This window comes from Nitrospinota bacterium, assembly GCA_016235255.1.
GTDB lineage: Bacteria > Nitrospinota_A > UBA7883 > UBA7883 > JACRLM01 > JACRLM01.
In genome coordinates this window covers 1-24,348 of the sequence record JACRLM010000099.1, presented here as the reverse complement: position 1 = coordinate 24,348, position 24,348 = coordinate 1, and the positions used below count along the sequence as shown (strand labels likewise).

Genomic DNA, 24,348 nt, shown 5'->3' with positions numbered 1-24,348 from the left:
CGGAGCCATAAAGGCCACCGGGAAGCCTGGCAAAGGAAGCACAGACGCTAACCGAATCAATCAATCCTGTTTTCCTCCGCGCCTCCGCGCCTCTGTGGTAAATTTCCTATCGCTTCCCCGCCTTCTCCTTGAGCCATTCCACGTTGAACATGGCGTGTTTCACCGTCGCCCTGTCGTCGTGGGTCCATATCAGGTGGATCAATCCGTCCCTTGTGCGCAGGATGGCAGGATAATCGAACGAGGCCTTCGGATCGCCGGGGCGTGATTCCAGGTCCACAACGCGCCGGAACGTTTTGCCCCCGTCGAACGACATCGCCAGCGAAAGCGGATTGCGCCCCTTTCTCGAATGGTTGTACGCCACAACCACCGCCTCCATCTCCTCGATGTACATGGCGCAGATGCCAGAGCCGGGATTGGGCAGCTCCGTCATCTCCACAGGCCCCCAGCTTTTGCCGCCGTCGGTTGAATATGATTTGCGGATGAAACGGTCGGTCTTGTCCCTGGTGAGCATGAGTATCCGCCCGTCCGGAAGTTTTATGAGCGCAGGCTGGATGGAATCCGGGTCGTCGAGTTTTGCGTACGTCTTCTCCGTCACCTGGCCGTTCTTGTATTTGAGCAGCGCCGTGTACGCCCCCGAAAGCCCCGCCTCATACCAGAAATCGACGAAAAGCGGTACGAGCATTGTATGGTCCCCCACCTTCACCGGCGGGTTCCTTGGCAGGTTGCCGGGCCACGCCACCAGCGTCTTGCCGCCGCTCCACGTTTTCCCTTCGTCCGCGGAGGTGACATAGTCCACCATCGCCCCGCTCCACCCGCCAAACCGCACCGCCGCGAAGAACATCCAGATCAATCCGTCATCGTCGCGGAACAGCGCCGTGTTGCCGACGGATTTTGTGTAGCTTTTCGGGATGATCGTATAGGGCGCGCCCCACAGTCCTGTCTTCGCGTCGCGTATGGCGCCGAATATTTCCGCGTCGCCGTGGGTCTCCTCTATCGCGGAAAACCATGATGCCAGGATATTCCCGTCACGCAGCTCCACCATGGAGGCTCCGTGGGGCCGACCGAAACTTTTCGGGGGGAACACATTGTCCGAATAGAACACGGGCCCCGCCGATGAAAGGGCCGGGATGAGGAACACGAGCGCGGCCGTAATGATCAATGAGCGCATCGCAAGCCGGTGATAATGTTGGAAAAATGTCAGGACAATGAATTGTAAACTTCCAAAGTCCTTCTGGCGGTCTCTTTCCAGGAGAATTTGGCCGCCTGCCGGAGCCCGTTTTCCCGCATGCTCCGCCGCAGGTCCGCCGATCCGGCCAGTTTTAGCATGGCGCCGCTGATGGCCTCCACGCTCAGCGGGTCTATAAGCTCCGCCGCGTCCCCGGCGATCTCCGGCAATGAGGAGACGTTGGAGGTTATCACGGGCGCCCCGCAGGCCATCGCCTCGAGCACCGGCAATCCAAAGCCTTCGTACAGCGTGGGGAACACGAACATGTCCGCGTTCTGGTACAGCGTCAAAAGGTCAGCCTCGTTGACGTAGTTGGTGATGATGATGTTCCCTTCCCCCTTGAGCTGCTCGTATGTCTTGAGGATGTCCTTGTACAGCCACCCTTTTTTGCCGCAGATGACAAGCTGATATTCGCCGTTGAGCGTTTCACGCACCTTGTCGTACGCCTGCATAAGCCGGACAAGGTTCTTGCGGGGCTCCAGGTTGCTCACAAAAAGCATATAACGGTTGTTTATCCCGAAGCGGCTTTTCAACGCCCCCTTGTCTATTCCGCTGACGGCTGGCTTGAACTGCGGGCTGACGCCGTGGTGAACAACCTTGATCTTCTTTTCCGGCACGTTCAAAAGCTCCACAAGCTCCCGCTTGTTGAACTCGGAGACGGTGATCACCATCTCCGCCCGCTTTGTGACGGTCCGGATGAGCAACTGCATGTAAAGCGCGTATTTTGTCGGAATCGTGTGCGGCATGCGGAAAGAAACGATGTCGTGTATCGTCACCACCGTGCCGACATGCCCCTTGAGCAGCGGGATCATGAACGCCGGGCCGTGGAAAACGTTCACCCCTTTTTTCCTGAGGAGGAGCGGGAGCGAAACGTTCTCCCAAATGTCCCCGATAAGGTGGTTTTCGTTGGAGACCCATGTCTTGTGGCTCTCGAAATTGCTCTGGGAGCGGAAAGTGTTCTCGTATTCGCCGTTGTTGGATATGAGGCAGTAGTGATTATTCTTATCTATTTCCTGTAAATTTTGTATCAAATTGGTGACATAATAACCCACTCCCGATCTAGGCTTGTTTATCGTGCGAATATCAATCGCGATATTCAAAAATTTTCTCCTAACATAAATATATTTCAATACATTGGCTAGATCGAAACATCCTCAAGGCCTGCTTTATCAGCCCCTCTTGGGAAGAAGGGCGCCCCATAGGTTTATTATTCTCATTTATTTTCAATAGTCAAACAAAATTCCATGCTCATGGCCGGAAAACTGAACGCAAAAAGCTTTTCGTACGCCAAAGGGAAACGGTTGGCAAGCCATTCCACCCCGAGGACACGCCACAGGCCCCACAAATTCAGCCTTATACTCTTGATTCTAAAGCCTTTCACGGAATAGTGGCCATATTGGCCATACCCTCCCGCAAGATGCTTCACCCCTTCCATGGAAAAGAAGTGCTTGTGGGTGAAATCGCTGTATGCGTGCAGTGACGAGAAGTGAGGGACACGCACGCGCAACTCCCCTCCCGGTTTTAAAATCCTGCCAATTTCGGTCACAGCCGCCGCCACGTCTTCCACGTGCTCCAACGAATCGGTCATCGCCACTTCGTCAAACGTCGAGTCCGCGAACGGCAGGTGCGGCGCGTCCACGTCCGCCACCACGTCCGCCTGCGTGTCCCGGAACTTGTCCACACCCACAAAACCGGGTGTTTTGGCCCTGCCGCACCCTAAATCAAGCGACCGCCGCGTTTCCATCACTTTTGCCCCGCATCCGGATTATCCAAAAGTACCCAGCCCCGGCCATAAGTGCCGCGTCGGACAGCAGTTTTGCCGCCGCCATGCCTGTTATACCCCAGTTTGTGGCCAGAAACGCGTTTAAAGTCACGTTGACGCCCACCGCCGCCGCCGCGAGCCCAACTGCCCTCCCCTGCCGTCCGTCCAGTATCAGGGCGTATAAAAGCCCGTGGCGGACGAACATGAACACCGACGCCCCCATCAGCCAGTACAGCGGCCCCGCCGCCGGGATAAACCGGGCGGAGAATATGAAAGTGATTAATTCCTCCGAAAACGCCGATATCACCCCCGCCCCCACCGCCCCGGCCAAACCAAGGGCGATCAGAAGCCTGTTGGTCCATTTCACAAACGTCCCCCGCTCCGCCGCCGCGAAGGCCGACAGGGTGGGAAACACCGCCGACACCGCCAAAGTGGGCGCCGCCAGCCATACGTCCAGTATCTTCACTCCCGCCGAATAATAGCCCACATCCGCCATCCCAACGCCAAGGAACGGGGCCAGCGGGATATCTATCCTGTAAAACATCAGGGTGAAAAACGTCACAGCCGCCAGCGGCACGGAGTCCTTCAAAAGCTTCCCCCACCGCGCCGGATCGAACCTGAGCGTAAGCTTCACACCCTGCCGCCCTGTCCAGTACAGCGCCCACGCCGCCGCCACCCCCTGGGCCACGGCCATCACGGTCAACACCACCCCCAGCCCGCCCCCTGCCGCAAGGGCGACGATGGCAAGGATGGTTACTCCGAATTTGCCGGCGCTCATCACCCATGTTTCAAGGTGCATCTGCTCGCGCGCCTGGAATACCGCCCCGGCGTATTCCATCACGGCGAATCCCGCCATCTGCGCCCCCATCAGGGCCATCAGCGCCCCCATTTTCAGGTCGTACCCAGCCAGCGCCCCATATCCCACGCAAAGGCCGACGACGCCGGCCGACAAAAGGAGTTTTAAGCCGAGGATGGCTCCCGCCGTCTCGTCCAGATGTTCCTTGTCGCGCGGGGCCTGGCGGATAAGCGCGGTGTTCAGCCCTGGATCGGCCAGGAACACGGCGATGGCCGCCACGGAGTACAGGATGGAATATACGCCGAAAGGCTCTTCACCAAGCCATCTGGCGAGGGCCACGTAAAACAGCAGGGAAAGGAGTCTTCCGGCTCCCTCTGTGAGGGTCTTGAACAGAAGATTGCGGGTCACTTTGCGGGTCTGGCTCATGGCGCGCCCACTTCAATGACCCCAGAGCGCCGCATCAGTCCCAAACGCGCTTTATGACGTATGTGGGCTTGTTTTGCGATTCGTGGTAGGTCCTCGCCTGAAGCTCCGCCAAAAGCCCCATGGAAATGAACTGGACGCCGATGAATATCAACAGCACCGCCAGCAGCAGGATCGGCCTGTTGAAAAGCGGCATGTCCATGAACAGCCGCTGAAAACTCACCCACGCCGCTATGATGAACCCGATAAGCCCGGAGCCAAGCCCTATCAGGCCGAATATCTGTATGGGCCTTGTGGAATAGCTGAGCAGGAACTTCACCGTCATAAGGTCGAGTAGCACGCGCACCGTGCGCCCTATGCCGTATTTGGACACCCCGGCGGCCCGCGGCCTGTGGTTGACGCGCATCTCCGCCACGCTCACCCCCATCCACGACGCGATGGCCGGGATGAACCTGTGCATCTCGCCGTATAGCCGTATGTTCTTCACCACCTCCCGCCGGAACACCTTCAGCGAGCATCCATAGTCGTGCAGATGCACGTTGGTGGTCATGGAGATGACGCGGTTTGCGATCATGGACGGCAACTTGCGGTTGATGAAAGCGTCCTTCCTGTCGTGACGCCATCCGGCCACGATGTCGTACCCTTCGTTGAGTTTTTCGATCATGGCCGGGATGTCGGCCGGGTCGTTCTGCAGGTCTGCGTCTATTGTGATGATGATGTCGCCCGTGGCCTTGTCAAACCCGGCGGAGAAGGCGGCGGTCTGGCCGAAATTGGTGCGGAACTGCACGATCTTTATCCGCCCGTCGCGCTCCCTGAGTTTTTCCAGCTTCTCCACCCCGTCGTCCGTGGAGCCGTCGTCCACGGCGATAATCTCGAAATCCGGGCCGATCCTCTCGAGCGCGGGGATCAGCTCCGCCATGAACGCGTCCACGTTTTCAGACTCGTTGTACATGGGGACAACGAGGGATATTTTTGGAACTTTGTTACCGGTCATCAAATCATCCATTTACGTCAAACTGTGCAATATTACTTCATAAGGGGAGGGTAAACAAGGGCGGGAAACGAAGAGGGAGAATTGAACCACAGAGACACAGAGACACAGAGGGGAGATAATTAGGACTCTGTGATGTTGAGACAAAATGCTTCCCCGTGGTCGCCTGACCACGGATTCCTTGGCGGCTGATAATATTGAAGGAAAGAAAATTGATGAACCACGGAGGCGCAGAGGCACGGAGAAAGATAAGGACATTTATATTCTCTCCCCCTCTGCGCCTCTGTGCCTCTGTGGTTAATTAATCTTATTCGCTCCCCCGTGGTCGCCTGACCACGGTTCATCTAGTAACGCCGGCGTCCCGCCGCAATTGCCACCGGCACGGTGGCGCTACGCAAGGACTAAAGACCCGTGGTCAGCGACCACGGGGAAGCAGGTGAAGCAAACCATGTAATCAACCGGAACCAATGCTCCTCTCTTTCTCCGCGCCTCCGCGCCTCTGTGGTGAATAATCCGCCACTCTTTCAAATCAGCGTTTCCAGCCCTTTGCGGTCCAGAAGGCTTAGAAGCTTGAGCGACGGGCCGCTGGGATGCTTGGCGCCGATTTCCCATTGCCGGATCGTGGACAGGCTTGTGTTCAATACCGAAGCGAAGACCGCCTGGCTCAGTTTGTGCCTCTTCCGCAGTGCCCGTATCCGGACGCTGGAATATCCCGGCACAGGCTCCAAGCATAACGCGTCATATTCCATCATGCGCCGCTTGTCTATAAAACCGGCCTTGCTCAAGTCCAACGCGGTCTGGTGCGCGGCCTCCAGCCCCCGGCTGGAAGCTTTCGCCCTATGTCTCATCAATTAATTCCTCCAATATTCCGGAGTTCTTCGCCAGATCAAGTTCCATAATTGACATCCGCATCAAATCGGAAGCGATCATCTTGAACGCCTCCAATTCACTTTCGCTGATGTTATCCCGCTCGTTTTTAGAAAACCCGAAAATGAATATCCAACGGTCATCCTTGTTCGTCGCGACAATTGTCCTCGCCCCGCCGCGTTTTCCCCGCCCAGGCAGCGCCACCCGTTTTTTGACCAGGCCGCCGCCAAGGCCGGCGTCTATCATCCCCGCCTGCATTTCACAGACGGCTTTCAAAAGAGCCTTTCGCGGCAAATCTGTTTTGCTTATCCACCGGGCAAAGTGCCGTGTGACAAAGACCCTATTCATCGGATTAGTATATCACTTAGTGTATTAGATATCCAGGTTAATTAATGAACCCGATAGACACGAAGGCACAAACATAAATTAATTTCTTTCTCCGCGCCTCTGTGGTGAATAATCCTTCCGAATTCCCTTGAACGCCCCGCTTTTTACAGGTACAACTTTTTATATGGACAAAAAACCGGCCCTCCTCGCGTTTTCCGGCCCTTCTGGCTCCGGGAAGACCTCCCTTATCGAGAAACTGCTGGCGCGGCTCGTCTCCGGAGGGATACGCGCCGGTGCGATCAAACGCAGCCACCACAAGGTGGACCTGGACAGGGAAGGGAAAGATTCGGCCCGGTTTTCAGGGGTCGGGGCCAATCCTGTCATCATCGCCACGGAGGACTTCATCGGCTACATGGAAAGAACCCAGGAGCCGCCAAAACCGGCCAGCCTTGCCAAGTATTTCGAGGGAAAAGCTGATATAGTGATTATCGAGGGATACAAGGACGAAGCGGTAAGAAAGCTGGTCTTCGCGGATCCCGGGCAAACGCCTCCCGAAGGCGCCGATGGATATATAACTGTGGGCGATCCCGGGAAATTCACGGGGGCGGACGGCAGGCCGGTTTTTCACCGGGACGACGTGGATGGTATCCTGCGGTGGATATTAAACACGCTCCTGCCGGAGATGAGGGTAAAGGAATAAACCATGATAAGTATGCCGAAACTTCTTCTGCTGTTGGCGATAGTGGTGATAATTTTCGGGGCCACCAGGCTGCCGGCCATCGGCTCCGGGCTGGGCGAAGGGATAAAAAACTTCCGCAAATCCCTTAAAAGCGGCAAGGACGACAAAGAAGACTCTTGATACGGGGGGCTTTGCCCATGTCATTGACCCATTTTAACGAGCGCGGCGAGGCCAGGATGGTCAACGTTGGCGGGAAGACCGACACGTTGCGCGTGGCCGTGGCCGAAGGGCGCGTTGTGATGAAGCCCGACACCCTGCGGCTTATCATGGAAGGCGGGGTGAAAAAAGGGGATGTGCTCAACACAGCCCGTCTGGCCGGGATCATGGCGGCGAAAAAAACAGGCGATCTTATCCCCCTGTGCCACCCTGTCCCCATCCATGCCGTGGAATTGGAGCTTGCGCCGCAGGTGGAATCTTCTAGCGTGCTCATCCGGGCCCGGGTGGAGACTGTTGGCAAGACAGGGGTGGAGATGGACGCGCTGATGGCGGTGTCGGTGGCGGCGCTGACGGTTTACGACATGGTGAAGTCCGCCGGGAAAGATATGGAGATAACGGGCATTTCCCTGCTGGAAAAATCCGGGGGGAAAAGCGGACACTATATCAAACCGGGCCACAGGCCGGAAAAATGAAACATTAATATCCCGCACGGGATGGAGGTTTTCATATGCGCCACTCAACGTTGATGCGCGCCCTGAAGTACGCCGCTCTCGCCGTCATTGCGCTGACAGCTTCGTGCGCCAGCATGGAAAGCGGCAAAAGCGGGGCCGCCGCGCCGGAGCAGAGCGTCGGCCACAGCCTGGAGGGGATCACCTCTGTGGCGGTCATGCCTTTTTACGAGGACAGGTCCGCCAAGGCCGCCGGCGAGGTGCGCATGTGCCGGATTACGGAGCTGACGTTCACAGCGGGCCCGGTGGCCGAAGGGGCGGGCGACATAATAGGTGAATTGGTCAGGACCGGCCTTGCCAACAGAGGATTTTCCATCGCTCCACGGGACATGACCATCGAGACCTTCGGCAAGGTCCAGCCGCAAAACGGCGGCTATTCGTCTGACCTGGCGGCGAAGACCGGGCGCGCGATGCATATGGACGCGGTGGTGATCGGGACCGTCATGCGCTATGAAGAGCTTTCGGGGGGCAAGATGGCGGCGGAAAAACCGGCGTCCGTGGCCTTCTCCATCGCCGTGGTGCATTCAGAGGACGGCCGGATCCTTTGGAAAGCCAAGTTCGACAAGACGCAAAAGGACCTTTTTTCCGATGTGACCGATTACCGCACCTTTTTCAGGGGGGGGATGGGGTGGAAAAAAGCCGGGCAGCTTGCCGCCATCGGCGTTGATGACGTGCTGGAGCTGATGCCGTTAAAACCGGGGAAATAGATTGCAGGGGCGACCCTGTGGGTCGCCCGCGGGCAAGCCACAGGCTTGCCCCGCCTACATAACCGGTTCGGGTTTTGGCGCCGGCTGGGCCTTGCCCTTCTGGGTTCGCTGGTACTTGAACAACTGCCGTTTGTAATACGGCTCCGCCGGCGCAAGTTCGATCGCCCGCTTTATCAGCTTTATGGACTCGTTATAATTGCCCAGCTTGAAGTTGACCTCGGAAAGTGTGTCTATATACTCCGGGATGTCCGCATATATCGCCAGGGATTTCTCCGAAAGCGTCTGCGCTTCCTTCAGGTTGTTCCCCTGCTTGGCGTATATCCACGCCAGCCGGTTCATCGCCGGGGAGTAATCGTCCGCCTCCTTGAGTATATTCGCGCATTCCTGGATGGCCTTGGCGTTCTCCTCCTGCTTGCTGTACACGGCGGCAAGTCCTATCTTGGAACGGAAATTGGCCGGGTCTTTGGCCAGGGCGCTCCGGAACAGTTCCGCCGACTGGTCCAGCGCCCCGCTCTCCATCTTCTGGAAAGCGGTGTTGTTTATGGCCTCGGCGGAGTTGGGGTTTATCTGGGCCAGGGAGATGAAGTACTTGAGCGCCTCCTTTTCCCTTCCGCTCCTGTGCAGGGTCTGCCCCGCCAATGTCACAAGCTCCTCGTTGCCGGGAATCGCCGCCACCCCCTGCTCCAGCGTGGCCACGGCGTTCTTGTAATCACGTTTCCCAAGATAGATTTTGGACAGGATCTGGTGTGGATGGGGATTTTTCGCGTCGGCCTCGATGTCCTTTTTCAGCTTGGCTATGTCGTTGTCAGAAACGGCCTTCACCGCGCCTGAATCCTGCGGGACTATCTCCTGTTTGGCGGCCGTCTGCGTCTTTTCCATAGTGACGGCAGCTTCTTCAGCGGCTTTTTCCGGCGATTTTTTCTCTCCGCCGAACACTGCCCATATCATAATCAGGATTATCAACAAGGCTCCGGCTCCCGCAGCGGAAGCCTTCTGCTTTAACGTGAACGCGGCAAGGAAGCTCTCCTTCACCGGCGGTTCCTTGCCCACCAGTTCATACGGATTCACCGTCTGCGCCGGGCCGGACATGGCCGCGGCTATCATGTCCGCCTCGGAATGGTCCGGCCGTTCCACCACAGGCATGGAGCAGGCCCCCTCGAAACGGGCCATGTCCTCCGTCATAAGCGACGGTGTGCGGATGTTCCCCTCAAGCTTGCTGTTGGCGTGGAGCGATATGTTCTTGCTGGCGTCCACGTCGCCGTTGACCTTGCCGAAATTATGGAGAGAGCCGACCCCCAGCGTCGCCTTGACAATCCCTGTTTCGCCTATTATGAGAGTGTCATCCGTGGCGATGTCCCCCTCGAAGTCCCCGTCAAACCTGAGGACACCTTTGAACTTCAGTGAGCCCTTTAATACAGTCCCTTCGCCGAAATACGAGTTGAGCTTGCCTAAGTTCATATTTTCTTTCTTTCCACCAGGTTAGACAGACACCCCATGACAAGGCGGCAGGGCCGCCGTAAAAGTAGAAGTAAACCAGAAAACCGGGCCGATTTCAATAGTCTGGCGTGGAAAAGATGAATTTTACCGTAGCGCCAGCGTCCCTCCGGCATGCCGCCAGAATGGCGGCGCTACAAGCTACATGGCCCCCGCGGAGGCGGTGATGGCGGCCGGTTCGCCATAGCGAAGCCTGCTCATAACCTCCTTGACCGACAGGATTTCCTTGATAATCCCCGGTTTGCCAACGTTGGACCCGGCGAAGAAAAGCCCTTCCTCGTAATTGTCCCGCAGAGCTTCGGTCAGATGGCTCAATATGCAGTAGATGGAGCTCTTTTTCTCGCATGAAGCAAGGCAGGCCGACGGGCAGTCATGCTCCTCGTTTTCCACAAAGGCGTTCGCCCATGAGAACCGCTTGGAAAATGGCGTCTCGATGGCCCTTCCCGGCAGGCCCGCCGGGCTGCGTTCCAGTATGGTCGGCTTGGCGTTCTCGATATAAAGCTTCTTGAAAAGCTTTATGCCGCCGAATTCAGCGCCGCACTCTTCGGTGATGAGAAACCGGGAGGACATCTGCACCCCCTGCGCGCCCCAGGAAAGGTATTTTAGAATGTCCGCCTTGTCCCACACGCCACCGGCGGCGATCACCGGAACGTCATGAAGCCCGTTTTCGTCGAGCAACTGGCGTGTTCCGCGTATGACATCCTGCGGCTGGTGTTCCCCGGCGTTTATCTCCGCCAGGTCCGCCCCCTGATGCCCGCCGGAATGATGGATCGACTCGTAAACTATGGCGTCCGGCGGCCTGTTGCGCGAAAGCCAGCGGCGCACCATCACCCGCGCCGCCTTCACGGAGGATATTATCGGGGCGATCATCGTGTCCGGGAATTTGGAAACGATGTCCGGCAACCCCATGGGAAGCCCGGCGCCCGCCACAATCAAATCCACCCCAGCCTTGGCCGCGTTATACGCCAAGTCCTTGAAATCGTGAACCGCCACCATTATGTTCACACCGACGAATCCGCCGTTGCATTTCTTTTTAGTGTCCGCGATCCATTCCAGAAGCGCCAGCCTGTTGGCCTCATACATATCCTCGTCCAGATATTTGCCCAGGATCGTCTGGAAAGGATAACCGAGCGCAACGCCCGTGAGCACTCCCCCACCCCCCTCGTTTGTGATGGCCGCCGCCAGCTCCGGCCCGGTGACGCCCACTCCCATGCCGCCGTTTATCACCGGCATTTCCAGCGTGATCACCCTTTTGGAATCGGGATGATGGCTGCGGATTGTGAGGGGTGGCAACTGCACGTCACGCAAAGTGTCGCTGGTGGATGGGGTCATTTATAACTACCTTATTGTATTCATTCATTTAGCCGGCGCAGGTCTGCATGGAGAGTCCTTTATAGCGGGCTTTCCTTGTAGAATAACTGGTTTGGAATATTTTGGCAAATTAAATTGGCTGGCAGGCGGCGCGGCTCACTTATAAAAACAAACCGGCCTCCACCTTGAAATATTCGGCCAGAATCCTGATATGCGCCTTGCTCAACTGGCGGTCTCCACTAAGGATTGCCGGGCCAAGCGTCCTTGACCCCAAAAGGCGGCCAAGATCGGATCCGTTCATCTGGTTTTCCTCCAGGAGGAACTTTAACATCTCCAAAGGTGAAACACCCGAATCATCAATCCCATGCGCCTTTTGTTCATAGTCCGATATAAATCTGGCGATGACGTCCAGGTATTCTTCCTGATCGGCGCTCAAGTCATGGCCCGCCAGGCAGTCCGCCATCTCCACCATGGCGTCATAATCATCTTCGTCATGTACCGGCCTTGGCATGATTATGCCCGCCAGCCCTTTGTATGTTATCGGAAGCTTTTTGAAGACCAGTTCCTGTGTTTGCATAATTACCTTTTCCATTTATCTGTGTCGTATTCCTTGTGGGTCAAGACATGCAGGATGAATAATATGTTCCCGGATTTCGCCGCAATAAGACGGTAGTTATTACCGCCGATGTTGAACACCAAGACGTTCTTTCCGTTACCCGTCTTCACCATATCCGCGCTGGAAAACGTCATTCTTACATCCTGCAAGCTCTCCCATTTGGCCCCTTGGGCCACCTTGTACCATTTTGTAAGACTTGGTTCGGCATCCGGGTATCTTTCCCAAAATTCTTTTAAACTTTTCCGGGATATGATCCGCATGTCTACATTATATGTACACTATCGGTTTATGTCAAAGAAAACTTTAGAAAGGCAATATCAGCTACACGCTTGGCCGTCTGGCCCCGGCCTTATTTTCCGGCGTAACTGCCCGTTTCTGTCGGCCACGTGATCGTTGCTCGAAATGAACGTTCAGGCTGGAGGCCAAAGCCTTTGTGACCAACTGATTGATGGTCTTGCCGGTGTTGGCCGCTTCCAAAGCGGCGGCGCGGTGAAGCTCCTCCCCGATCCTTATGGTGACAGTGCCGCTTAACGGCTTTTTAGGCTCGATTCCCCGTTCCGCGCATAGTTCCATATATCCGTCCACCGTGGAGCGGAAAGCGGTTGTCAGCTCTTTTATGGTGCGGCCACGGTAGGTCAGAGCGTCGGTTATAAACAGCGCTTCGCCGCGCAGGTCTCCCTCCTCCAGGTCCGGCTCAACAGTGCCGCTATACCCCTTGTGGAGCAGCAATCCGCTCATATCAACCTCCTTTGCTCCAAAAACTTGACAGCGGCCCGGACGTCGCTTCGGGGCATCCTGTTTTCCGCCCGGCCATGTGTGCGCCAGGTGTGGAATATGTCTCCGGCCGCGTTAATAAAATAACAGTGCGAGCCTCCCCGTTGCTCCAATTCAAAACCGGCCCGCTGGAACACCCTTGGCAATTCATCGAATGTAAAATCGGCCGGGATGGACTTCATCCGGCGGACAAGCTTCTCCCTGGCGCTCATAAAGGCATTATGGGCTAATTGCCGGATAAATGCAAGCTATATTGGAGTGCATTTAGCTGCTATGCGGTGCGTTGTGGCGCATGGAAAGGCCGCTATGGAACGAAGTGAATTGCCGTCAGGATGCCGGCGATGCGAAAGGCGGTCAATGCGCCTCGCCCCAGTTCTTCCCCTGTTTCACTTCCACCGTCAGCGGGATCGAAAGAGTTACCGCCCCTTCCATCTTTTCCTTCACCATCGCGCATAGTTTCGCCGATTCATTCTCCGGGCATTCGAACACTAGTTCGTCGTGCACCTGCAGAATCATCCGCGAGGCGTATTCGCCATCGGCAAGCTCTTTGTGGACCGCGATCATCGCAAGCTTGATGATGTCCGCCGCGCTCCCCTGCATGGGGGTGTTCACGGCGTTGCGCTCGGCGAACTGGCGCACGGCGCGGTTGGTTGAATTGATATCCGGCAGTTTGCGGCGCCGCCCAAGGATCGTCTCCACATATCCGGTCTTTCTCGCGTTATTCACAAGCTCGTCCATATACCGCCGCACCGCCGGGAGCCTTTTGAAGTATCCGTCTATGTACCGTTGCGCTTCTCCCTTGGGTATCTTCAGTTCCCTGGCAAGGCCGAACGACGTCTGGCCGTAGATCACGCCGAAATTCACCGTCTTCGCCACGCGCCGCATATCGGTGGTCACAAATCCCTGCGCCACCCCGAAAATCTCCGCCGCCGTGCGCGCATGCACATCCTCCCCATGCCGGAACGACTCTATCAATCCCGCCTCGCCCGAAAAATGCGCCAGCAGCCTAAGCTCTATCTGCGAATAGTCCGCGGAGACTATCACCCTCCCCTCCGGCGCGATGAACGCCGCGCGTATCTTCTTCCCCGCCTCTGTGCGTATCGGTATGTTCTGCAGGTTCGGGTCCGACGATGACAGCCGCCCTGTCGCCGCCACAGTCTGGTTGAACGATGTGTGTATCCGCCCCGTCCGTTTGTTAATCATCCGGGGCAGCGCGTCCACGTATGTGCTTTTCAGCTTCGCCAACTGGCGGTATTCCACCACCAGCCCCGGCAACGGATGGAGCGCCGAAAGTTCTTCGAGCGTGTCCTGATCGGTGGAATATCCGGTCTTGGTCTTTTTCGCCCCGGGGAGTTTGAACTTTTCGAAAAGCAGTTCGCCAAGCTGTTTGGGCGAGTTCGGGTTGAAATCCTCCCCGGCGGCGGCGCGGATTTTCTCCTCGAAATATTTTATGTCGTCCCCCAGCGTCACGGACAGCCCGGCAAGGGCCGCCGAGTCCACCATCACCCCCTCCATCTCCATGTCCATAAGCACCTGGATCAGCGGCGTCTCCACCTCGTCCATCAGCTTTAAAAGCCGTTCGCGCTCCAACTCCGGACGCAATAATCCAGCCAGCCGCATGGTCATGTCCGCGTCCTCGGCGGAGTATTCGGTGGCGCGGAGGACATCCACCTTGTCGAAGGTTATCTGTTTGGCGCCGGAGCCGCACACTTCGGCATATTCGATCATCTTCTCGCCGAGCCTTTCCGCCGACACCGTGGAAAGCGAATGCCGCCCGCCGGGATTGAGCAGGTATGAGGCGGCCATGGTGTCCATCCCGATGGGATTCACATATATCCCCTCGTTGGCCAGGACTATCATGTCGTACTTGATGTTGTGGCCGTACTTTGGGATGTTTGCGTTTTCCAGCAAGGTCTTGAGCGCAGGTTTTATATGCTCCAAGGCAAGCTGTTGCGGCGCTCCATCGTAGCTGTGCCGCAATGGAAGATAATACGCAAAACCCTCTTTCGCGCAAAAGCTCACGCCAACGAGAGTGGCGCTCATCGGATCTGTGGAAGTGGTCTCCGTGTCCACCGCGAAACCGCCGGAACCTTCCATCTCCTTTATCATCGCGGCGAAAGCAGCGTTATCCAGGACGCATGTGTAATCGCGCTTAGGCCTCGGCTTTTCCGGCTCGATCTCCTTTAGAAGTGAGGTGAACTCCAGCTCGCCATACAACGCGCGCAGCTTTTCAATGTCCGGCTCATGGTATTTCCAGCTTTCCGGCGCAAACTCGAATGGTGCGTCCAAGGCGATGGTGGCAAGCTGTTTTGAAAGGCGCGCCTGATCCGCGTATTCCTTCAGGTTCTCGTCCAGCTTTTTCTTCCCTGTCTTCCCTGCGGCGTTTAACACACCCTCCACGGAACCGTATTGCCGGACAAGGGCGGTGGCGGTCTTCTCCCCCACCCCCGGCACGCCGGGAATATTGTCGGAGGTGTCCCCCATCAGGCCGAGCACGTCCACCACCTTGCCCGGGGGCACGCCGAACTTTTCGATCACCTCCGCCTCACCGATCACCCTGTCCTTCATCGAGTCGTAAATGGTGACGCCGGGGCGCACAAGCTGGGTCATGTCCTTGTCCGAGGTGACGATCACCACCTCCAGCCCCGCCGCCGCCCCCTTTTGCGCCAGCGTGCCGATGATGTCGTCCGCCTCCCAGCCGGGCATGCGTATGGATGGGATGTTAAAGCCCTCGATGAGCCTGTCAATGTACGGAAGCTGGGCGGAAAGGTCGTCCGGCATTTCGGGCCTGTGGGCCTTGTACTCGGTGTACATTTCGTGCCGGAAGGTTTTTTCGCGGCTGTCCAGGGCGATCACCAGGTAGTCCGGATTTTTCTCCCGGACGATCTTCTTTAGCATCATGGCATAGCCGTAAACCGCGTTCGTGGGAAGGCCGGAGGCTGTGGCCAGCCGCTGTTTTATGGCGAAATAGGCGCGATAGAAATATCCCGCGCCGTCTATGATGTAAAAAACCGGTCTGTCTCCCATGTGGGAGAATTTAACAGATTTGAGGGAGGAAGGGGGCGGTGATTTGGTTAAAAAGGCTCATCTGGCAAGTTCTCTGGTATATAATACGGCCATGTCAGACAAAACTATTTTGAAGGCGAATCCTTACTTGCGGAATCCTGACCAGCGCAAGGAGATGCTGTTTCAGTCCATCGCCTCTTCCTCGGCTATAGAGGGTGTCCGGATTATTCCCAGGACATCAACCGGCCGAAAAACAGCAGTAAAAGCAACATACAGCAAAGCCGGTAAATTGGAAAAATAGTTTTCACGCGGCCATCCGGAACGGAAATACCCTTAGAATCAAAGCCCATTGATGGACACCGGGTTTCACGTCCGGCAAGGTTACCTTACGCGTTTTTAAGCGTCAGCCTTATCACCGATCTGAAGACTTGTTCCATCGGCCTGTAGTTTCTGGAGACTCCCGCCCTCACAGCCGCAAAATATTCCTGCCGCATCCTGCCTTTTATTCCGGCGAAATCGAGCGGCGGCAATCCTGCCTGCAAAGCCATCAATATCGCCAGAATCCGGGCCAATCTTCCGTTCCCCTCGCGGAACGGATGGATAAGCACCAATTCCGTATGGACCACAGCGAGAGCCTTGACCACTTCGCCGGTTGAGGAGAAATTGCATGGAGTATATTTTTTCAGTGGACCTTTTTCCAGCCCCCTCATTAATTGAGGGATGTGTTGCGCGGCGGCAAACGAAAAGCCCCCCTTGCCGATGTTCACGTTGCGATAGCTGCCCGCCCACGCATAGATGGAACCAAGCCATGCCTTGTGCATATTGCTTATGTCCCTGGCGGTAAATCGGTGTTTTACTTTGACCTTGACGACAAGCTCATTTAAGACCCGTTCTTGTTCCGCCGACTCAATGCCGTCAATCTCGCGTTTCTTCTTGATGCCCGGCAGGTTTTTCAATACCTGTCCGCGCGATCCTGGCTCGAATTGGGCGTCGGCCAAGCTGGAAGTGTCGTATTTAAATGATTTATTCATTAATCTCCCGCATGCGCTTTATATGCTGGAGCGCATAACATGGTATTCACTTTGCGAGGCGTACACACTCATTTCTTCTCCGCGGGCATGTTCTCCGCGAATCCGGCGAAGGCGCGGCGGAGCAGATCGTCCAGCCGGGGCGAGTCCGGGTAATAATTTACACCATGCGAGAATTCATAGTCCGCCAATGGGCCGAACGCCGGGAAATATCCGTTGTACGCCGTGTGGGAGTATTCTTTCGTGTTCGTGTGGGACTTTGTCACCCGCCCGCCCCAGGCTTCTGTCCCGAGGGCCAGGTCGTATATCGCCATGTCCACCGTCACGCTCCTGTGGACGTTGTACCTGGCCTTGCGGACCTCTATTTCCTTGTTCTTGTCGTTCTTGTCCTTTGTCTTGTCTATGGTCAGGTCCCGGTTGCGCCTTGTGTCGTCCCCGGCGAAGCTGGCGACGATTAAAAACCGCGCGCCGGTCAGCCGCTGGCGTATATCCCATAGCGTTGCGCTCTCCACAAATCCTTTGGCCCTGAATGAATCCAGCGCCTGCCGCAGAAGGTGCGGGCCTGTCATCCCCTCGGTGACAGGCTGGCCCAGCACGTAAATGTCCTTGCGTTCCTCGATGAACGAATGATAAAGCAGGTTGGAGTATTCGGCGCCCCGCCGCGCGTCCAGATTGGTGAAAGATGAAGTCACCCCGCCGACGGCCATCCCATCCGCCGCCACAGAGGCGTAGGTGAACGAAGGCGCCGCACGCATGTTCTCCACATAGGTGACGCAGCCGGACAATATGGCGAGGAAGGATGACAGGATTAGCGCAAGCGCGGCGGTTCTCATGGTTACCCGCGCCTCAATATGCCCCTTATCGTTTGGCATGCGGCCTATGAGCGTCCACATAAGCTTTCAGGACAGCCTGCATCCGTGAAATGTGCCCTTTGCCACGTTTCTTGAAAAAGATGATGATCTCCTTTTCAAGCCGGAGATGCACCGATTGCCTGCGTTCCGGCAATACAAGCTTTGCTTGCGTCCAATCGGGGGCAATTCCGTGTTCGTCCTCATCCCCGGCCACATACCGCTCCACATCCTCGTCGCTTAACGAGTCCAGCTTCTTATAATCGGTTCCGCTGGCGGAGCGTCTTGCCTTAAGTTCCGCCGCCGTGTAGCTTTTTATATGCTTCTCTTTCATCAACGCGCGCTCTCCGGAAAGAAATGATTCTTACAACATCCGATCTCAATGTATAGATCACCGTCACAAGGCGGCCATTCAGACTTCCAATGGCAAGGCGCCTTGTTTCATTTATTCCCGGGATGAATGGACCACGACATGAGGCGAGCCGAAAACGATGTCCACATCGAAAAAGTCCAGCCCATGTTTTCCAGGTTGGCCAGCCTTTTGCGCTCATCCCACTCATACCTCATGGCTATTGTGTACACAATATATGTCCATAAGTCAATATGGACTTTGCCGCGCAAGTGGGGCGGCGACTGCACATTGTATTTAGAATTGCATTAGCGGCATTTGACCGCCATTTGTCTTAATAAAGGCCGGAAAGTCCCGAATGGGCGGCCCGCTGGAGGAATCCTGCAAAAACGTTGGGAGAGCGGCCATCGGCCGCCCCCCCCCCCCGGTTCACATCCCCTTGACCGCTTCTTCTTCGCTCTTGAATATGGATATCTTTGTGTCCAGCCGGGTGAACATGAAAAGCTCTTTGAGATCGTCGGATAGGTTGATTATGCCCAACACGCCGTTGCTCTCTTTTATCTTCTTCGCGGCAAGCACAAGGCGCCCAAGGCCGGAGCTGTTTATGAAACGGACCTCGGCGAAGTTCATTATTATCTTGGCCGCGCCTTTGTCTATCACTTCGTCTATGGACTTTTTGAACTCTGAATAGTCCTCGCTGGTCCTTATGTTGCCGACCAGGTCCAATATCACGCTCGTTTCTGTCTTCCGGGTCTCTATTTTCACTTTGTGTCGCTCCTTTAGACAATCGCCCTTTTTACTGCTTTCCCCTCTGTACGGGCCACAAATCGCCCTATCGGCCGGATTTTATATTCCGCGCCGCCCCCAGTCCAGAAAAATCAGCTTATCACGTCGGTTTTATACACCGCCCGGCTTTTTGTGATCACAGCCTCGGCCTTTTTCATGTCCTCGCTGAAAACCAGCGATTCGGCGAAGTAAGTGGCCATCATCAGGCTGACGGACTCGATGTTGGCAACGTCGAAATCCGCCTCGCTCTTGGGGAGCTTGGAGGAATCATACACCGGAAACGGCGACTCCACCGTAAGGTACGCCGCATCTTTCGTAAGCTCCACTTTCACGCTCAGCTTTTTGTCCCCTTCTTTCCCAGCCGCGGCTTTTTCCGCCATCACGATAAGCTCGTCGGCTATGAAAGGAAGGTTTACGCTGTATATGGAATAAGGGAAGCCCATGCTGTGGGCGGCGATGGATATCTGGTAGTTCATCTGGGAAATGTAATCCTGATCCGGCTCCACCTCGAATTTGAGCGAAAGGCGAGTCCCCGGCGGAGGGTCTCCCGGTTCGTGGGTGAGGTGATGGAGCCGAAGCCCCTTTTTCACCGCCTCCAGAAGGTCATGGCTTTCAAAAGGCTTGTTCAGGAAGAAAAAGGCGCCGCGCTTGACCGCGTCTATTACCGTCTCAAACGTGCCGTATCCGGAAATGACGATAGCGGGAATCGTGGGGTCCAGGTCGTGTATCTGGCCGATAAGCTCCAGCCCGTCCATGCCGGGCATCCTGATATCGGATATCACCAGGTCGACTTTGTTTTCCTGGACATGCATGAAGGCGTCAATCGCCGAGGAGGCTGTAAGGGCGCGGTATCCCTCCCGGGTTATCAAGCGCTCCAAAAGGCGCAGTATTTCCCTTTCGTCATCAACGATCAGGATGGTTTTTACCTTTTCTTCAGCGCTCAACCGTACTTTCCCCCAGATGGTTTCCAGAACCTGGATTTAACCTGTCAATGATACATTAAAATACATTTTCAGGCGCAACATTTTTACGTGGCGTGTCGTTTGGGGCATAAAGAGGCGTAAAAATAAGCGTGATGGTGGAAAAGTGCTGAATGTCCGGGGTGGCGCGCTATGCGCTAACACACTCCGAACTATGCGCTTGCGGATATCCGGGATCATCTCCTCGCAGGGGCACGGCTCGCCGTGCCCGTACAAAGGAAATACGTCAATGGTCAGATTATAAACCGCCGCACACGGGGTATGAAATCGGCCGGCTCCATCAATTTTGAAATGAAATCGTCCGCCCCCAGCCGGAAGGCCTTTTCGCGGGTCTCCATGTTTGAATCGGAGGTGACCACGATCACCGGTATGGCCTTGGTCTTCACCTCCCCCCTTATCCTGACGAGAAGCTCGAATCCGCTCATCACCGGCATGAATATGTCCATAATGATAAGGTTTGGCTCGATCTTTTCCAGCATCTCCAGCGCCTCCTTGCCGTTGGCCGCCTCCAGCACCTCCGCCCCGATGTTTTCCAGGTAGCGCCGGTACACCTTGCGCACGATCTTCTCGTCCTCCACGATCATCACAAGCGGTCTTTTCTCCGGCAGGCGGACATAGAACACGCTCCCTTCGCCGATGACGGACTCCACAGTAATAGAGCCGCCGTGGGCGTCCATTATCTCGCCGCAGTACGGCAGGCCCAATCCGGTCCCTTTTTCGCCGTTGGTGCCCACCGTGGAGGTCTTCACATCGTGCTTGAACAGGGCTGGAATTATCTCCGCGCCGATTCCCACCCCGCTGTCCTTCACCGCCACGGCGGTCCCCTGCCCCGGCGGATTGAACACTTCAATCGCCCCTCCCCTGGACGAGAACTTTATCGCGTTGGATATCAGGTTCTGCAGCACATGTTCGAAAAGACCGGGATCAGCGTACAGCCTTAAACCGGGGGTGACATTGTTCACGAAGCCGACCCCCTTCTCCGAAGCGATATATTTGAAGCTTTCCATGGCCGCCTCCGCCAGCGCGGCGCCGTCCACAAAACGCCGCTCCGGCTTTATGGCGCCAGTGGACAGCCTTGTGATGTTGAGCAGGTCGTCTATGATCTGGATGATCCGTTCGCCGCTTTTGGAGATATGCCAGAGCATTTCCTTGTACTTCACCGGAAGCGAGCCGCCGATGTCCTTGTTGACAAGGCGAAGCAGGCCCACTATGGAGGTCAGCGGTGATTTTAGGTCATGGGCCACCAGGGAGACGAACTTGTCCTTAAGTTTTGTCGCCTCTTCGGCGTGCTCCTTGGCCTCGCGAAGGGCCACCTCGCCAGCCTTGCGCACGGAGATGTCCCTTATGGCGGCGGTGAACAGCGTGTTGCGCTCGTCAAGCCTGGTCTCCTCCACCCTTATCTCCAATGGGAAAACAGAACCGTCCTTGCGCACCCCCTCAAGCTCCAGGCGGCGGCCAATGATATGCGAATGCCCGCCGGCAAGGTATCTTTGCATCCCGCCGGAGTGGGCGGAGCGGTATTTTTCCGGCATGAGGATATGGACGCATTCGCCGATTAGCTCTTCTATGCTATAGCCGAAAATGTTCAAAAGCTCCTGGTTGACGTACAGGATGTTCGATTCACCGTCTATCACCACGATCCCTTCGCCCACGGTCCTGATGATGGCGCTTATGCGCCGCTCGGCGATGTCCAGTTCCCTCTCTATTTTGTCCGCGCCGGACTGGGGATGCGCCACGGCCAGCACCGTGGGCTGGCCTCCGGCCTCGAACAGGGTGAAGCTTGCGTCCACCGCGATGGCGGAGCCGTCCGCCCCGTTGAGTATGCATTCCATGTCCGCCCGGCGGTTTACGGAAAGTCTTTCGGCTAGGTTCTCAAGCGCGCCGGTCACCTCCTCGCCGATCAGGGTGGAAATGGACATTTGAAGCATGGCCTCGCGGGAATATCCCAGCTTGCGCAACGCGGCGTCGTTCACGTCCACGAAATCGCCGAAGACGCCATTCTCGCCCAGTGGGAAGACGAACATGGGATCCTCGTCGCTGTCGAAGATCAGGCGGTACCAGTCCTCCCGGCTCTTGTTGCACTGGCCGGTGTCGTCCCCCTCGCTGTTTCCGATGGAGTCGTCAGTCACCTTTATTTCCCCTTGCGCAATCAGATTCCCGTCTCATTGTAACCTTTCGCAAGCCTCGTATCCAATGGAGAGGGAGGAATATTTGGAAGGATGGACCTTAACGCCGGAGTTGGGGCGATCCAACATTCAAACTGTCAAGTCCAGAACAAGCTTTAGCGCTTCTTCCATGGCGCGCATTTCATCAGGCGTCACCCGGCCGATATAGCCGGCCAGCCTGATTTTGTCCACGGCCCGTATCTGGTCGAGCATAGCCTTGCCCGGCTTGCCGCCTATGGCTACGCGGGTCTCGAAAGAATAGACCTTGCCGATACTTGATGTCACCGGAGCCATTATCACCCGGGAACCGGCGGCATTCTGGGCGTTGTTGGACACGATGATCCCCGGTCTGGTTTTTTTTACCTCCGTACCCGCGGTGGGATCAAGCCTGACCCAGAAAACGTCCCCCCGCTCCGGTCCTTTGCCGCTCAAGTCAATCCCACCCTTCCGTCTCAATGGCGGCCCAGTCCTTCTCCACCGCTTTGCGCTTATGATCCCGGCTGGCCGCTTTGTACTCGTCCAGCAGCGACTTTTGCTTCCCGCCAAGCTTTTCCCGCACCGCCTCGGTGATGAATCCGCTCATCCCCCTCTGTCCGGCGGCCTGCTTCAACTGTTTATAGAGGCCTTCGTCAATGCTGACGCTCATGGTTTTCATGGCAACACCACATGTTTATATATTATATAATTGTATATTATATAATAATTATGGAAGCGTTTCAAGCAAGGTTGGCGCGCGCGCATTGTCATCCCGGAGGCCGTCCCCGGCTATCCGGGATCACGGCCGGGATGACAGGCGCCGCGTAAACAAATCAGTTCTGGTACACCACCGCGTTGGTCACGTTATCGTGGCAGCCGCCGGTGGAGCATGCCCCGGTGGAGGGATTTGTGGCCATGCCGGTGGTGTTCCCCTGCACTGTGGCGGAATAGCCGCCGGACGGCGATCCGCTCTGGGTATAGAAGTTGCCGCTGTTGTCGGCGGTGATATTGAGCGTCGCGCCGTCGTTCTGGGTGATCACCACCACCGCGTTGGGCGAAGGAGAGCCGCTTATGCTCGAATAGACCGTCCCGGCGTATGTGGCCGAGTGGCACCCCATGCAGTTCTGTCCGGTATTGTGGGTGTATTTGCCAGAGCCGCTTTCGCCAATGCTCCCCCCCTCCAATTCCTCACCACAGGCGTAAAGGGAAAAGGCGGCGATGATAACAAGCATTCCGGCGATCCAGCCGGTTTTATTTGAAGCGCATTTGTCAATTATCACTGTGTCCCCCTCGAAAATAATGACAAAAAAACTCCCGGCGTTCGTCCCGCCGGGAGCCGAGTATATCATTAACGGGCGTTGCCGCCCGCGTTCACGCCATTAAAATCCGGCGTAAATCTTGTTCGTCGGGACTGCCCCGGTGGTCCCGCCGTGACAGGAACCGCAGTTGCCGTCGGTGGCGGAGGTGATCATCCGGAAATTGCCGATCTGCGACGTGTAACCGGCCGAGGGATTGCCCTGGGTTGTGGAGAACGTGCCGTCGGCCCCGGTGGTCAGGGTGATCGCGCCGGAAGCGTCGTTGATCACAACGGAAACGCCGGCGGCTGGGGTGGTGAACTGGGTGTTGGTGTAAACAATGCCCGAATAAGTGGTGGCGGCGGGAGCCGGTGTCGGCGCCGGTGTGGGCTCAGGCGTGGTGGTAGCGCCGCCGGATGAAGTTGTGTCACCGGAAGTACCGCCGGATGACGTGGTCTCGCCAGACGTGCCGCCGGAAGATGCGGTATCACCGGAAGTGCCGCCAGACGACGAAGTCTCGCCGCCGGAGCTGGAAGACTCGCCGGATGACGAGGAACCGGTCGAAGACGAACCGCAGGCATAGATAGCCGCGGGGGCGATGGCAAGCAGAGCCGCCAAAGCGATGCGTGAAAGAACCCTCTTCATGTAAAACCTCCTGACTAAATGATTTGATATGAATAAACCAAGGCGCCTTGTTTTAAGCGCCACTTTAAACGGAATCTGGAATCCCCTCCAACTCAAGCCTTGTTGCATTCAACCTCTTGAGGGTACATAGCATCTTGTATGCCATATGGAATCAGGCTATTGGGTAATAATTATAAAGGCTATATCATATTGAATATAATACAGATAAGCGCGGTCAGCTTTCCAGCAGTAATTCCATTTTTATCAAAGGCCAGGCATTGGTGTCCCGATATAGGACATTACAAATGGTCATATGTCCTGAAACGAATCCTTGTAGCAACGTTGTTTCTCCCCCTGCCAGGGGGGGGTGGGAGCGTAAAGCGAATTGCTAACCACACCGCACTTTTCGAAGAACCGCCCCGGCTCAGGTTTCACCTTCGCCACCCCGCCTTATCAAGGAAAGCTTTGCATAATTGCTTTTATGATGCTATATTATATTACCAATAGTAATACAATATATAGCTGGAGGCGAAATGAACCGTAAATCGGGGCAGTTGGGGTTTTCAGACGCCGTTGTCGAGCAAAGGCGGTGCT

30 protein-coding genes are annotated in these 24,348 nt (G+C 56.2%); 5 read left to right on the top strand and 25 right to left on the bottom strand.

Features of this window, described 5'->3' with window-relative positions; all coding sequences use genetic code 11:
• Positions 1-106 precede the first annotated feature (106 nt).
• The 7 genes from HZB29_12980 to HZB29_12950 all read right to left on the bottom strand — a co-directional run bounded on the left by HZB29_12980 (position 107) and on the right by HZB29_12950 (position 6,412).
• Entirely contained in the window at positions 107-1,159 is a 1,053-nt protein-coding gene (locus tag HZB29_12980; protein ID MBI5816513.1) for an exo-alpha-sialidase, read from the bottom strand.
• Positions 1,160-1,197: 38 nt separating this feature from the next.
• Positions 1,198-2,325 (bottom strand): glycosyltransferase family 4 protein, encoded by a 1,128-nt coding sequence (locus HZB29_12975; GenBank protein ID MBI5816512.1) that lies wholly within the window; start codon positions 2,323-2,325, stop codon positions 1,198-1,200.
• 113 nt (positions 2,326-2,438) lie between these two features.
• Positions 2,439-2,969, bottom strand: a complete 531-nt coding sequence (locus tag HZB29_12970; protein ID MBI5816511.1) for a methyltransferase domain-containing protein — start codon at positions 2,967-2,969, stop codon at positions 2,439-2,441.
• The gene (locus tag HZB29_12965) at positions 2,947-4,209 is read right to left on the bottom strand and encodes an oligosaccharide flippase family protein (GenBank protein MBI5816510.1); all 1,263 of its coding nucleotides are present in this window, start codon (positions 4,207-4,209) and stop codon (positions 2,947-2,949) included. The genes HZB29_12970 and HZB29_12965 overlap by 23 nt, the downstream gene beginning before the upstream one ends.
• Positions 4,210-4,243: 34 nt before the next feature.
• Positions 4,244-5,200: a glycosyltransferase family 2 protein gene (locus tag HZB29_12960; GenBank protein ID MBI5816509.1), complete on the bottom strand. Its 957-nt coding sequence runs from the start codon at positions 5,198-5,200 to the stop codon at positions 4,244-4,246.
• Positions 5,201-5,721: 521 nt separating this feature from the next.
• Entirely contained in the window at positions 5,722-6,045 is a 324-nt protein-coding gene (locus HZB29_12955) for a helix-turn-helix domain-containing protein (GenBank protein ID MBI5816508.1), read from the bottom strand.
• Entirely contained in the window at positions 6,035-6,412 is a 378-nt protein-coding gene (locus HZB29_12950) for a type II toxin-antitoxin system RelE/ParE family toxin (GenBank protein ID MBI5816507.1), read from the bottom strand. Before HZB29_12950 ends, HZB29_12955 begins: the two co-directional genes overlap by 11 nt.
• A 163-nt stretch (positions 6,413-6,575) precedes the next feature.
• On the opposite strand from HZB29_12950, the gene mobB reads away from it, so the two are divergent.
• The 4 genes from mobB to HZB29_12930 are packed head-to-tail and all read left to right on the top strand — an operon-like array spanning position 6,576 to position 8,502.
• The gene (gene mobB / locus HZB29_12945) at positions 6,576-7,091 is read left to right on the top strand and encodes a molybdopterin-guanine dinucleotide biosynthesis protein B (GenBank protein ID MBI5816506.1); all 516 of its coding nucleotides are present in this window, start codon (positions 6,576-6,578) and stop codon (positions 7,089-7,091) included.
• Between the two features lie 3 nt (positions 7,092-7,094).
• Positions 7,095-7,250, top strand: coding sequence for a twin-arginine translocase TatA/TatE family subunit (gene tatA / locus HZB29_12940; protein MBI5816505.1), 156 nt, complete (start codon positions 7,095-7,097; stop codon positions 7,248-7,250).
• Between the two features lie 11 nt (positions 7,251-7,261).
• Positions 7,262-7,759, top strand: a complete 498-nt coding sequence (moaC, locus tag HZB29_12935; protein ID MBI5816504.1) for a cyclic pyranopterin monophosphate synthase MoaC — start codon at positions 7,262-7,264, stop codon at positions 7,757-7,759.
• A 35-nt stretch (positions 7,760-7,794) separates the two neighbouring features.
• Entirely contained in the window at positions 7,795-8,502 is a 708-nt protein-coding gene (locus tag HZB29_12930) for a hypothetical protein (protein MBI5816503.1), read from the top strand.
• Positions 8,503-8,556: 54 nt separating this feature from the next.
• Here HZB29_12930 and HZB29_12925 read toward each other — a convergent pair whose 3' ends face one another.
• From HZB29_12925 to polA, 7 genes are all read right to left on the bottom strand, one after another.
• The gene (locus tag HZB29_12925) at positions 8,557-9,960 is read right to left on the bottom strand and encodes a polymer-forming cytoskeletal protein (GenBank protein MBI5816502.1); all 1,404 of its coding nucleotides are present in this window, start codon (positions 9,958-9,960) and stop codon (positions 8,557-8,559) included.
• A gap of 177 nt (positions 9,961-10,137) precedes the next feature.
• The gene (locus tag HZB29_12920; GenBank protein ID MBI5816501.1) at positions 10,138-11,328 is read right to left on the bottom strand and encodes a nitronate monooxygenase; all 1,191 of its coding nucleotides are present in this window, start codon (positions 11,326-11,328) and stop codon (positions 10,138-10,140) included.
• Between the two features lie 139 nt (positions 11,329-11,467).
• Entirely contained in the window at positions 11,468-11,884 is a 417-nt protein-coding gene (locus HZB29_12915) for a transcriptional regulator (GenBank protein ID MBI5816500.1), read from the bottom strand.
• Positions 11,885-11,886: 2 nt separating this feature from the next.
• Positions 11,887-12,183 carry a type II toxin-antitoxin system HigB family toxin gene (locus HZB29_12910; protein MBI5816499.1) on the bottom strand — a complete coding sequence of 99 codons (297 nt, stop codon included), beginning with the start codon at positions 12,181-12,183 and terminating at the stop codon, positions 11,887-11,889.
• 61 nt (positions 12,184-12,244) lie between these two features.
• Positions 12,245-12,661: a type II toxin-antitoxin system HicB family antitoxin gene (locus HZB29_12905; protein ID MBI5816498.1), complete on the bottom strand. Its 417-nt coding sequence runs from the start codon at positions 12,659-12,661 to the stop codon at positions 12,245-12,247.
• Positions 12,658-12,909, bottom strand: a complete 252-nt coding sequence (locus tag HZB29_12900; protein MBI5816497.1) for a type II toxin-antitoxin system HicA family toxin — start codon at positions 12,907-12,909, stop codon at positions 12,658-12,660. Before HZB29_12900 ends, HZB29_12905 begins: the two co-directional genes overlap by 4 nt.
• 142 nt (positions 12,910-13,051) lie before the next feature.
• Positions 13,052-15,724: a DNA polymerase I gene (polA, locus tag HZB29_12895; protein MBI5816496.1), complete on the bottom strand. Its 2,673-nt coding sequence runs from the start codon at positions 15,722-15,724 to the stop codon at positions 13,052-13,054.
• Positions 15,725-15,743: 19 nt separating this feature from the next.
• Here polA and HZB29_12890 point away from each other — a divergent pair, with 19 nt between their 5' ends.
• Positions 15,744-16,004: a hypothetical protein gene (locus HZB29_12890; GenBank protein MBI5816495.1), complete on the top strand. Its 261-nt coding sequence runs from the start codon at positions 15,744-15,746 to the stop codon at positions 16,002-16,004.
• Between the two features lie 85 nt (positions 16,005-16,089).
• Here the strand turns inward: HZB29_12890 and HZB29_12885 are convergent, their stop codons facing one another.
• From HZB29_12885 to HZB29_12835, 11 genes are all read right to left on the bottom strand, one after another.
• The gene (locus HZB29_12885) at positions 16,090-16,734 is read right to left on the bottom strand and encodes a Fic family protein (protein MBI5816494.1); all 645 of its coding nucleotides are present in this window, start codon (positions 16,732-16,734) and stop codon (positions 16,090-16,092) included.
• Positions 16,735-16,802: 68 nt separating this feature from the next.
• Positions 16,803-17,564, bottom strand: coding sequence for a hypothetical protein (locus HZB29_12880; GenBank protein ID MBI5816493.1), 762 nt, complete (start codon positions 17,562-17,564; stop codon positions 16,803-16,805).
• Positions 17,565-17,589: 25 nt separating this feature from the next.
• Positions 17,590-17,913: a BrnA antitoxin family protein gene (locus tag HZB29_12875; GenBank protein MBI5816492.1), complete on the bottom strand. Its 324-nt coding sequence runs from the start codon at positions 17,911-17,913 to the stop codon at positions 17,590-17,592.
• A complete protein-coding gene (locus HZB29_12870) occupies positions 17,870-18,130 on the bottom strand; it encodes a BrnT family toxin (protein MBI5816491.1) in 261 nt (86 codons plus the stop codon). The genes HZB29_12875 and HZB29_12870 overlap by 44 nt, the downstream gene beginning before the upstream one ends.
• 227 nt (positions 18,131-18,357) lie before the next feature.
• Positions 18,358-18,693: an STAS domain-containing protein gene (locus tag HZB29_12865; GenBank protein ID MBI5816490.1), complete on the bottom strand. Its 336-nt coding sequence runs from the start codon at positions 18,691-18,693 to the stop codon at positions 18,358-18,360.
• A 113-nt stretch (positions 18,694-18,806) separates the two neighbouring features.
• Entirely contained in the window at positions 18,807-19,658 is an 852-nt protein-coding gene (locus HZB29_12860) for a response regulator (protein ID MBI5816489.1), read from the bottom strand.
• A gap of 269 nt (positions 19,659-19,927) precedes the next feature.
• Positions 19,928-21,823 carry a PAS domain S-box protein gene (locus tag HZB29_12855; protein ID MBI5816488.1) on the bottom strand — a complete coding sequence of 632 codons (1,896 nt, stop codon included), beginning with the start codon at positions 21,821-21,823 and terminating at the stop codon, positions 19,928-19,930.
• Between the two features lie 126 nt (positions 21,824-21,949).
• Positions 21,950-22,291: a type II toxin-antitoxin system PemK/MazF family toxin gene (locus HZB29_12850; GenBank protein MBI5816487.1), complete on the bottom strand. Its 342-nt coding sequence runs from the start codon at positions 22,289-22,291 to the stop codon at positions 21,950-21,952.
• Position 22,292: 1 nt separating this feature from the next.
• Positions 22,293-22,514, bottom strand: coding sequence for a hypothetical protein (locus HZB29_12845; protein MBI5816486.1), 222 nt, complete (start codon positions 22,512-22,514; stop codon positions 22,293-22,295).
• 154 nt (positions 22,515-22,668) lie between these two features.
• Entirely contained in the window at positions 22,669-23,184 is a 516-nt protein-coding gene (locus HZB29_12840; GenBank protein MBI5816485.1) for a hypothetical protein, read from the bottom strand.
• A 30-nt stretch (positions 23,185-23,214) separates the two neighbouring features.
• Positions 23,215-23,775, bottom strand: a complete 561-nt coding sequence (locus HZB29_12835; GenBank protein MBI5816484.1) for a hypothetical protein — start codon at positions 23,773-23,775, stop codon at positions 23,215-23,217.
• Positions 23,776-24,348: the final 573 nt, after the last annotated feature.

Bases quoted from the DNA above. Each gene is read 5' to 3' on its own strand.
- HZB29_12885 (MBI5816494.1), bottom strand. From the start codon at position 16,734: ATGAATAAATCATTTAAATACGACACTTCCAGCTTGGCCGACGCCCAA.
- HZB29_12915 (MBI5816500.1), bottom strand. From the start codon at position 11,884: ATGCAAACACAGGAACTGGTCTTCAAAAAGCTTCCGATAACATACAAA.
- tatA (MBI5816505.1), top strand. From the start codon at position 7,095: ATGATAAGTATGCCGAAACTTCTTCTGCTGTTGGCGATAGTGGTGATA.
- HZB29_12925 (MBI5816502.1), bottom strand. From the start codon at position 9,960: ATGAACTTAGGCAAGCTCAACTCGTATTTCGGCGAAGGGACTGTATTA.
- HZB29_12840 (MBI5816485.1), bottom strand. From the start codon at position 23,184: ATGATATACTCGGCTCCCGGCGGGACGAACGCCGGGAGTTTTTTTGTC.
- HZB29_12910 (MBI5816499.1), bottom strand. From the start codon at position 12,183: ATGCGGATCATATCCCGGAAAAGTTTAAAAGAATTTTGGGAAAGATAC.
- HZB29_12880 (MBI5816493.1), bottom strand. From the start codon at position 17,564: ATGAGAACCGCCGCGCTTGCGCTAATCCTGTCATCCTTCCTCGCCATA.
- HZB29_12950 (MBI5816507.1), bottom strand. From the start codon at position 6,412: ATGAATAGGGTCTTTGTCACACGGCACTTTGCCCGGTGGATAAGCAAA.
- HZB29_12955 (MBI5816508.1), bottom strand. From the start codon at position 6,045: ATGAGACATAGGGCGAAAGCTTCCAGCCGGGGGCTGGAGGCCGCGCAC.
- polA (MBI5816496.1), bottom strand. From the start codon at position 15,724: ATGGGAGACAGACCGGTTTTTTACATCATAGACGGCGCGGGATATTTC.
- HZB29_12875 (MBI5816492.1), bottom strand. From the start codon at position 17,913: ATGAAAGAGAAGCATATAAAAAGCTACACGGCGGCGGAACTTAAGGCA.
- HZB29_12920 (MBI5816501.1), bottom strand. From the start codon at position 11,328: ATGACCCCATCCACCAGCGACACTTTGCGTGACGTGCAGTTGCCACCC.
- HZB29_12930 (MBI5816503.1), top strand. From the start codon at position 7,795: ATGCGCCACTCAACGTTGATGCGCGCCCTGAAGTACGCCGCTCTCGCC.
- HZB29_12965 (MBI5816510.1), bottom strand. From the start codon at position 4,209: ATGAGCCAGACCCGCAAAGTGACCCGCAATCTTCTGTTCAAGACCCTC.
- HZB29_12845 (MBI5816486.1), bottom strand. From the start codon at position 22,514: ATGAAAACCATGAGCGTCAGCATTGACGAAGGCCTCTATAAACAGTTG.
- HZB29_12900 (MBI5816497.1), bottom strand. From the start codon at position 12,909: ATGAGCGCCAGGGAGAAGCTTGTCCGCCGGATGAAGTCCATCCCGGCC.
- HZB29_12970 (MBI5816511.1), bottom strand. From the start codon at position 2,969: ATGGAAACGCGGCGGTCGCTTGATTTAGGGTGCGGCAGGGCCAAAACA.
- mobB (MBI5816506.1), top strand. From the start codon at position 6,576: ATGGACAAAAAACCGGCCCTCCTCGCGTTTTCCGGCCCTTCTGGCTCC.
- HZB29_12835 (MBI5816484.1), bottom strand. From the start codon at position 23,775: ATGAAGAGGGTTCTTTCACGCATCGCTTTGGCGGCTCTGCTTGCCATC.
- HZB29_12905 (MBI5816498.1), bottom strand. From the start codon at position 12,661: ATGAGCGGATTGCTGCTCCACAAGGGGTATAGCGGCACTGTTGAGCCG.
- HZB29_12960 (MBI5816509.1), bottom strand. From the start codon at position 5,200: ATGACCGGTAACAAAGTTCCAAAAATATCCCTCGTTGTCCCCATGTAC.
- HZB29_12870 (MBI5816491.1), bottom strand. From the start codon at position 18,130: ATGAGCGCAAAAGGCTGGCCAACCTGGAAAACATGGGCTGGACTTTTT.